Raw genomic sequence first — 7985 nt, 5'->3', positions numbered from 1 at the left:
GGCTCGGGCGCGAGGGCCCCACCGCGCGCGGGGGGGGCCCCCCCCCTGGCCCCCGCCGAGCGCTTCCCTCCCGCCGAGGCAGCCCCGGACCCCGGACCCTCACCGAACACGCCCGTTCCCGAGCAGGGCCCTCACCGAGCACGCCCGTTCCCGAGCACGCCCGTTCCCGAGCACGGAGAGCACACCATGACATCGGCCGCCGAGCCCGCGGCACCGTACGCCGGGGCGTCACGCCAACCCGACCACGGGCCCGACCAGGACGTCCCGCGCACCATCACCGCCCCCGCGACCCCGGGCGACCGGGTGTTCCGCGGCGTGCTGCGGCTGGCGGGCCTCTCGGTCTTCGCGATCATGGGACTGATCGCCTTCTTCCTGGTCCTGCGCGGCACCGACGCGCTGCGTACGGTCGGCTGGTCCTTCCTGACCGAGCAGAAGTGGCAGACCGCCGCGCACAACTTCGGCATCGCCGCCGTCCTGCCCAACGGCCTGCTGATCGCGGTGATCGCGCTGGCCATCGCCGTCCCGGTGGCCCTCGGCACCGCGATCTTCATCTCCGAGTACGCGCCGGTGCGGCTGCGCGCCGCGCTGATCTCGCTCGTCGACCTGATGGCGGCGATCCCCAGCATCGTCTACGGCCTGTGGGGCCTGTTCTTCCTGCAGCCGCGGATCATCGGCTTCGTCCGCTGGATGGCCAACCACCTGGGCGACACCGTCCCGTTCCTCAAGGTGCGCATCGGCGACATCGGCACCTCGTACACCTCGTCGACGTTCATCGCCGGCGTGGTGGTCTCCCTGATGATCATCCCGATCGTCACCTCGCTCAGCCGGGAGGTCTTCTCCCAGGCCCCGCAGGGCGAGCGGGAGGGCGCGTACGCGCTGGGCTCGACCCGCTGGGGGATGGTCCGCGCGGTCGTCCTGCCCTTCGGCAAGGGCGGTGTGATCGGCGCGGTCATGCTGGGCTTCGGCCGGGCGATGGGCGAGACCATCGCGGTCGCGCTGATCATCTCGCCGAACTTCAAGGCCATCACGCACATCCTGGAGAACGGCGCCAACTCGATCTCCGCGCTGATCGCACTGCGCTTCGGCGAGTCGGACTCGCTGTCGCTCTCCGCGCTGATGGCCGCCGGTCTGGTGCTGTTCGCGCTCACCCTGCTGGTCAACGTGCTGGCCGGGGTCGTCATCAACCGCTCGCGCTCCGGCGCCGCGACGGCGGACTGACCGTGACGGACCGTCAGCCCGAACGCCGGGCAGGGGAACGCCGGGCAGGGGAACGCCGACACCCGAACCGTGAAGGGACCATCCGATGACCACGCTCGACCTGCCGCCGGTCGCGGCGTCCGGGCCCGCCGGCGGACCCGCGCCCACCGCGCCCACCGCGCCCGCCGCGCCCACCGCGTCCGCGCCCGGGGCCGCCCGCCCCGAGAAGAAGCTGCGGATCGGCGGCGTCACCCGCGACGACGTCCTCACCCTGGCGGGCGCGACGGCCGGCTCGCTCGCACTGGACTGGGTGCTCTACGAGCGGGTGCTGCCGTTCAGCGGCGCCTTCGGCTTCCTGGTCTGCTGGTACCTGCTCTTCCTGGCCGGCTACTACCTGCTCGGCCGGCTCCAGTGGAACCCGATGACGGTGCGGGACCGGCTGGTCGGCGTGGTCGCCTGGAGCTCCGGGCTGCTGGTGGTCGCGCTGATCGCCGACCAGATCGGCTACGTCGCGAGCCGGGGCTGGGAGGCGGCCCAGCACCTGAACTTCTTCACCGAGTCGATGGAGCACACCGGCCCGCTCGACCCGCTCACCTCCGGCGGCGCGCTCAACGCGATCGTCGGCTCGCTCGAACAGCTCGGCCTGGCCACCCTGTTCGCGGTTCCGCTGGGCATCGCGGCGGCCGTCTTCATGTCCGAGGTCGGCGGCCGGATGTCCCGCCCTGTGCGCACCCTGGTCGAGGCGATGACGGCGCTGCCGTCCATCGTGGCCGGCCTGTTCATCCTCGGCGTCGTGATCATCACCTTCGGCTTCGAGAAGAGCGGCTTCGCGGCCTCGCTCGCGCTCACCGTGATGATGATGCCGATCGTCACCCGGGCCGCCGAGGTGGTCATCCGGCTGGTGCCCGGCACCCTGCGCGAGGCCTCGTACGCGCTCGGCGGCAGCCAGTGGCGCACGGTGTGGAACGTGGTGCTGCCGACCGCCCGGCCCGGTCTGGTGACCGCGGTGGTGCTCGGCATGGCGCGCGGCGTCGGCGAGACCTCGCCGGTGCTGCTCACCTCCGGCTTCACCTCGCAGTTCAACGGCAACCCGTTCGAGGGGCACCAGGTCTCGCTGCCGCTGTACATCTGGAACTACGTCAAGCAGCCGTACGACGGGATGATCGCGCGCGGCTTCGCGGCCGGACTGACCCTGATGGGCGTGGTGCTGGTCCTCTTCGTCACCGCCCGCGTGGTCGGCGGCCGCCGGCCCGGGCAGCTGACCCGGGGCCAGAAGCGCCGGATCGACCGGGAGGCCCGCCGCCTGGAGGCGGCCGCCGTCGGCGCGGCCGCCCGCCCGTACCCCCTCCGACCGCGGGCGCAGCAGTGATGTCCCGTCCGACCACCCTCCGTCCCAGAGGAGTTCACATGTTCCGGGAGGCCGCAAGGCGCTCCATGGCCCGGCTGCTGGCAGGGACGATGTCCCTGTCGCTCGCCACGGCCTCCCTGCTGATCGGGCAGACCCCGGCCCACGCGGCGTCCGTCTCGCTGAGCGCGGACGGCTCCAGCTGGGCCGGCCCCGCCATCGACCAGTGGCGGCAGGACGTGTCCCCGCAGGGCATCCAGATCAACTTCAACCCGGTCGGCTCGGCGGCCGGCCGCACCCAGTGGTCGATCGGTCAGGACGACTTCACCGCCTCCGACGTGCCGTTCCGCTCCGCGCCGGACACCGGCGTCGGCCAGGGCGGCAAGGACGCCGGCACCGGCAGCAAGGAGAACCCGGTCTACGGCTTCTCCTACGTGCCGATCACCGCGGGCGGCACCACCTTCATGTACAACCTGGTCGTCGGCGGCAAGCGGGTCACCGACCTGCGGCTCTCCCCGCAGACCGTCGTGGACATCTTCACCGGCAAGATCACCAACTGGAACGACCCGAAGGTCACCGCCGACTACGGCAAGGCCCTGCCCAACCTGCAGATCACCCCGGTGATCCGCTCGGACGGCTCCGGCGCCACCGCGCAGTTCACCCGCTGGATGGAGCACACCCACAAGGACCAGTGGGACGCCTACTGCAGGTCGGTCAACGGCGTGACCTGCGGCGACTACACCGAGTTCTTCCCGCCGTCCGGCCGGATGGTCGCCCAGAACGGCTCCGACGTGGTGGCCGGCTACATCAAGTCCCCGGGCAACCTCGGCACCATCGGCTACGACGAGTACGCCTTCGCCAAGCGCAGCAACTGGCCGGTCGTGAAGGTGCTCAACGCGGCCGGCTACTACTCGCTGCCCACCGCCTCCAACGTCGCCGTCGCGCTCACCGCCGCCAGGATCCGCGGCGTGGACGACAACACCGCGGCGGACGACCCGAACTACCTGCAGCAGAACCTCGACGGCGTCTACACGATGAACGACCCGCGCGCCTACCCGATCTCCAGCTACAGCTACCTGATCGTGCCGCGCGCCGGCGCGGCGCTGCCCCCGCCGCCGCGCTTCAACAACGACAAGGGCTCCGCGCTCAGCCGCTTCCTCTCCTACGTGCTGTGCGAGGGCCAGGGCAAGGCCGACGACCTCGGGTACTCGCCGATCCCGCGCGGCCTGGTCCGTGGCGGCCTGCTGCAGACCAGGTCCATCCCGGGCAACGCCGGCACGGTCGACCCGAACACCCTCTCCAACTGCGCCAACCCGACCTTCAACGCGGCCGGCGAGCTGACCGTCCTCAAGAACGCCCCGATGCCGAGCGAGTGCGACAAGCAGGGCGCGCCGCTCAACTGCGTCGTGCAGGGCGGCAAGGCGACGCCGGCCGGTTCGGGCGGCGGCTCCGGCTCCGGTTCCGGCGGCTCGAACGGCTCCGGCGGCGCGGCGGGCGGCACCGGCGGTACCGGTGGCACCGCTGGGTCCGGCGGGTCCGGGGGCGGCTCCGGGACGGCCGGCGGCACGGGCTCCGGCGCCGGTGCGGGGGCGGGCGGCGCCGGCGGTGCCGCCGGGGGTGACCCGAACGCGCCCGGCGGTGCTGCCGCCGGCGGTGACCCGAACGCGCCCGGCGGCGACGGCGGCGGGGACGTGATCGACCCGCAGACCGGGCAGGTGGTCGCCCGCGGCCGCGGCGGCGCCGCCACCGAGGTGGCGGCCAACGTGGTCGAGGTCAGCGGCAAGCCCGAGGACTGGACGCTGTCCACCCTCACCGCGGTGGAACTGCTCGCCGTGGTGCTCGTCCCGCCGCTGCTCGGCCGCCGGCTGCTGCGCCGCCGCAACGGCTCGGACGGCACCTCGTGACCGCCCCGGTGCTGGAGAAGCCGGACGTGCGGCCGGCCCCGGCGGCCGAGCAGCGGCCCGCCGCCACGGCCGCCCCCGCCCCGCCCGGACGGCGGCGGTTCCTCCAGGGCGCCTGGGCGGTGAGCCTGGCGGCCGCGCTGGTGCTGGGCTTCGTCGGGTACCTGTTCACGCTCTCGCACGTCCAGGAGCGGCACTACCAGTCCACCGCCTACAAGACCTTCCGCGACCAGCTAGCCCGGGCCGTCGCCCCGACCGGCCCGGCCGCCGACGGCGACCCGGTGGCCCTGCTGGACATCCCGGCGATCGGCCTGCACCGGGCCGTGGTGGTCGAGGGCACCACCGGTCGGGACCTGATGCGCGGCCCCGGCCACCGCCGGGACACCGCCCTGCCCGGCCAGGGCGGCGTCGCGGTGGTCTTCGGCCGCGGCGCCACCTTCGGCGCGCCGTTCGCCGAACTGTCCGGGCTGCGGATCGGCGACAAGATCGAAACCACCACCGGGCAGGGCACGTTCACCTACACCGTCAACACGTACGGCGACGGCGACCACCCGATCGCCGACCAGGCCCGCAACCGGCTGGTCCTGGTGACCGGAGACTCCGACTGGATCCCCGGCACGACCGTGCTGATCGGCGCCCGGCTCGACGGCGACCCCGGACAGAACCCCGGCGGCCGGCCCGCGACCGTCCCGTACGACAAGGCGCTGGCCGCGGACAAGGGCGCGCTGGCCACCTTGCAGCTGTGGTCGCTCGGCCTGCTCGGCGCCGTGTTCGGCGCCCTGGTGCTGGCCCGGTTCTGGCGGCGCTCGGCCGCGTACCTGAGCCTCGCGCCGGTGGTCGGCGCGCTGCTCTGGGCGGTCTACGAGAACGCCGCCGCCCTGCTGCCCAACCTCTACTGACGCGCGCCCGGAGGACGTACCGATGACCGACGCACCACTGACCGACGACCCGGCGACCGACCCGGCCGCCGACACCCTCACCCTGCCCCCGGTCGCCCCCGCGCCGGCCGCCCCCGCCTCCCCGGCCGTCCCGGACGGGGACCGGCCGTACGCCGACGGCCACCCCGGCGGCGAACCGCTGGCCGGGCTGGAGACCCGCGACGTCTCCGCCTGGTTCGGCAGCCGCAAGGTGCTGGAGCGGGTCTCGCTGGCCATGCCGGCGGGCGGGGTCACCGCGCTGATCGGCCCTTCCGGCTGCGGGAAGTCCACCTACCTGCGGATCCTCAACCGGATGCACGAGATGGTGCGCGGCGCCGCCCTCTCCGGCGAGGTCCTGCTGGACGGGGACGACGTCTACCGGCCCGGCCGGCGCCCCGCCGAAGTGCGGCGCCGGATCGGCATGGTGTTCCAGCGGCCCAACCCCTTCCCGGCGATGTCCATCCAGGACAACGTCTCCAGCGGGCTCAAGCTGGCCGGGATCAAGGTGTCCAAGGAGGAGCGGCAGCACCTGGTGGAGACCAGCCTGCGCCGGGCCGGGCTCTGGGACGAGGTGTCCGGCCGACTGCACACCCCGGGCGGCGCGCTCTCCGGCGGACAGCAGCAACGCCTGTGCATCGCACGGTCGTTGGCCGTCTCGCCGGACATCCTGCTGATGGACGAGCCGTGCTCCGCGCTCGACCCGACCTCCACCCGGCGGGTCGAGGAGACCATCGCCGAGCTGCGCGGGCGGCTCACCATCGTGATCGTCACCCACAACATGCAGCAGGCCCAGCGGGTCTCGCAGACCTGCGCGTTCTTCCTGGCCACCCACGACACCCCGGGCCGGATCATCGAGGCCGGGCCGACCGGGCAGGTCTTCGGCAGTCCGCGCGACCAGCGGACCTCCGACTACGTCAACGGGCGCTTCGGGTAACGGTGTTCAGCACGGGGGGCTGCTCGGCCGGCCGAGCCCGAGCAGCTCCTCCAGCACCGCCGCCACGCCGTCCTGCTCATTGCTCACCGTGTGCAGCGGCACCGCCGCCAGCACCTGCGGGTGGGCGTTGGCGACGGCGTACGCGGTGCCGGCCCAGGCCAGCATCTCCAGGTCGTTCGGCATGTCGCCGAAGGCCACCACCTCGGCGCGGTCGATCCCGTGCCCGGCGCACCAGCCGGCCAGCGTGCTGGCCTTGGTGACGCCGGGCGCGCTGATCTCCAGCAGCGCGATCGGCGCCGAGCGGGTGATCTCGGCCAGGTGCCCGGCCGCCGAGCGGGCCTCGGCCAGGAAGGTGTCCGGATCGAGCTCCGGGTGCTTGGCGAGCAGCTTGAACAGGCCGCGGACCGGCCCGCCGGCCCCCAGCAGCTCCTCCGCCGAGCCGACCGCGTGCTCCAGGTCGTCGCCCCACATCGGCACCGCGTAGCCGTCCTCGCGGGCCCAGCCGTCCGGGTACTCGAAGGCGAACGCGGTGCCCGGCAGCTTGGCCCGCAGCACCTCGACCACCGCCAGCGTGGTGTCCACCGGCAGCGGGAACGACTCCAGCAGCTCGCCGCGCCGCACGTCCACCACCGCGCCGCCGTTCGAGCAGATCGCCACCCCGTGACCGCCGATGTGCGGGCTCACCTGCTGCATCCAGCGCGGCGGCCGCCCGGTCACGAACACCACCTGCACCCCGGCCGCCTCGGCCGCCGCCAGCGCCGCGGCGGTGCGGTCGGTGACGGTGCCGCCGGAGCAGAGCAGGGTGCCGTCCAGGTCGGTGGCGATGAGGCGGGGGGCGGTACGGGGTTCGGTCACCGGTCCATCTTCGCCCATCGACGCCGCCGGGTCACCGGCACGGTCGGCGCCGGGGCCGGGCCGGGCAAGGAGGTGCTCCGGGGGCCGCGCTCGGCTCGATCCGGCCCTTCGTACGCCCTTTCCGGCCGATCCCGTGATCGCCCCGGGTGTCCCGGCGCGGCCTGGGGCAGGAACCGGGCACGGCCACCCCGTCGGCAGGAAGAGCCATGCCCACTCGCGAGCTCCGTGACCAGCCGCCCCCGACCGTCCGCCCCGACCGCTCCGGCCCGGGGCCCTCCGGCCCGGACACGACCGGCCCGGGCACGACCGGCACCTCGCGCGACCCGGTCCTGATCGGCGAGGTCCTCTTCCACACCCTCGCGGACCTCGCCCGCCGCACCGCCGCCCCGAGCCTCCCGGCGCAGCGCACCCGCCCGCACCCGTAGCGGACCGTCGTCGGGCCGGTGCCCGGAAACGCCGGAGGCCTCCCGGCAGCTCGCGGTGCGAACTGCCGGGAGGCCCCTTTCACGGGTTCCCGAGGGTGTCCCGGGCGTCCTAGTGGAGCGCCAGCGACAGGGCGGTCACGTTCGAGTTGTCGACCGGGATCGGAGCGTGGAACCAGTTGCCGTCGGCGCTGTGCACCTCGTACAGCTTGCCGCCCTCGATGGCCTGGATCACGCGGTCACCGCCGGGGGTGATCTTGCCCGAGAGGGAGGTGATGTTGCCGGTGACACCGGGGATCACGCCGTCGTGCCAGCCGTCGGAGGCGCTGTACACCTCGTGCAGCTGGTTGTTCTTGATGGCCGAGATCACGCGGACACCGGAGGTGTTGTAGTTGAAGCTCAGCGCGGTGATGC

At 73.6% G+C, this 7985-nt stretch carries 8 protein-coding genes; 6 read left to right on the top strand and 2 right to left on the bottom strand.

What is annotated here, in order from left to right; all coding sequences use genetic code 11:
* The first annotated feature begins 186 nt into the window (after positions 1 to 186).
* From pstC to ACFV0O_RS39515, 5 genes are all read left to right on the top strand, one after another.
* Positions 187 to 1218, top strand: coding sequence for a phosphate ABC transporter permease subunit PstC (pstC, locus tag ACFV0O_RS39535; protein WP_380349330.1), 1032 nt, complete (start codon positions 187 to 189; stop codon positions 1216 to 1218).
* A gap of 85 nt (positions 1219 to 1303) precedes the next feature.
* Positions 1304 to 2566 (top strand): phosphate ABC transporter permease PstA, encoded by a 1263-nt coding sequence (pstA, locus tag ACFV0O_RS39530; protein WP_380349327.1) that lies wholly within the window; start codon positions 1304 to 1306, stop codon positions 2564 to 2566.
* Positions 2567 to 2604: 38 nt separating this feature from the next.
* Positions 2605 to 4446: a phosphate ABC transporter substrate-binding protein PstS gene (locus tag ACFV0O_RS39525; RefSeq protein ID WP_380349324.1), complete on the top strand. Its 1842-nt coding sequence runs from the start codon at positions 2605 to 2607 to the stop codon at positions 4444 to 4446.
* A complete protein-coding gene (locus tag ACFV0O_RS39520) occupies positions 4443 to 5342 on the top strand; it encodes a sortase (RefSeq protein WP_380349321.1) in 900 nt (299 codons plus the stop codon). Before ACFV0O_RS39525 ends, ACFV0O_RS39520 begins: the two co-directional genes overlap by 4 nt.
* Positions 5343 to 5364: 22 nt before the next feature.
* Positions 5365 to 6294, top strand: a complete 930-nt coding sequence (locus ACFV0O_RS39515) for a phosphate ABC transporter ATP-binding protein (RefSeq protein ID WP_380349319.1) — start codon at positions 5365 to 5367, stop codon at positions 6292 to 6294.
* A gap of 6 nt (positions 6295 to 6300) precedes the next feature.
* Here the strand turns inward: ACFV0O_RS39515 and ACFV0O_RS39510 are convergent, their stop codons facing one another.
* Positions 6301 to 7167, bottom strand: a complete 867-nt coding sequence (locus tag ACFV0O_RS39510) for an HAD family hydrolase (protein ID WP_380349317.1) — start codon at positions 7165 to 7167, stop codon at positions 6301 to 6303.
* Between the two features lie 188 nt (positions 7168 to 7355).
* On the opposite strand from ACFV0O_RS39510, the gene ACFV0O_RS39505 reads away from it, so the two are divergent.
* On the top strand, positions 7356 to 7574 hold the full coding sequence (locus ACFV0O_RS39505; RefSeq protein ID WP_380349315.1) for a hypothetical protein: 219 nt from the start codon (positions 7356 to 7358) through the stop codon (positions 7572 to 7574).
* Positions 7575 to 7683: 109 nt separating this feature from the next.
* Here the strand turns inward: ACFV0O_RS39505 and ACFV0O_RS39500 are convergent.
* Positions 7684 to 7985, bottom strand: a 302-nt coding sequence (locus ACFV0O_RS39500; RefSeq protein ID WP_380349313.1) for a hypothetical protein, incomplete at its 5' end; no start/stop codon positions are given.

Origin of the sequence: Kitasatospora sp. NPDC059577, from assembly GCF_042735475.1 — a bacterium.
Classification (GTDB): Bacteria; Actinomycetota; Actinomycetes; order Streptomycetales; family Streptomycetaceae; genus Kitasatospora.
This window is presented reverse-complemented; position numbering and strand designations above follow the sequence as displayed.

Bases quoted from the DNA above. Each gene is read 5' to 3' on its own strand.
- ACFV0O_RS39505 (WP_380349315.1), top strand. From the start codon at position 7,356: ATGCCCACTCGCGAGCTCCGTGACCAGCCGCCCCCGACCGTCCGCCCC.
- ACFV0O_RS39515 (WP_380349319.1), top strand. From the start codon at position 5,365: ATGACCGACGCACCACTGACCGACGACCCGGCGACCGACCCGGCCGCC.
- ACFV0O_RS39525 (WP_380349324.1), top strand. From the start codon at position 2,605: ATGTTCCGGGAGGCCGCAAGGCGCTCCATGGCCCGGCTGCTGGCAGGG.
- pstC (WP_380349330.1), top strand. From the start codon at position 187: ATGACATCGGCCGCCGAGCCCGCGGCACCGTACGCCGGGGCGTCACGC.
- pstA (WP_380349327.1), top strand. From the start codon at position 1,304: ATGACCACGCTCGACCTGCCGCCGGTCGCGGCGTCCGGGCCCGCCGGC.
- ACFV0O_RS39510 (WP_380349317.1), bottom strand. From the start codon at position 7,167: ATGGGCGAAGATGGACCGGTGACCGAACCCCGTACCGCCCCCCGCCTC.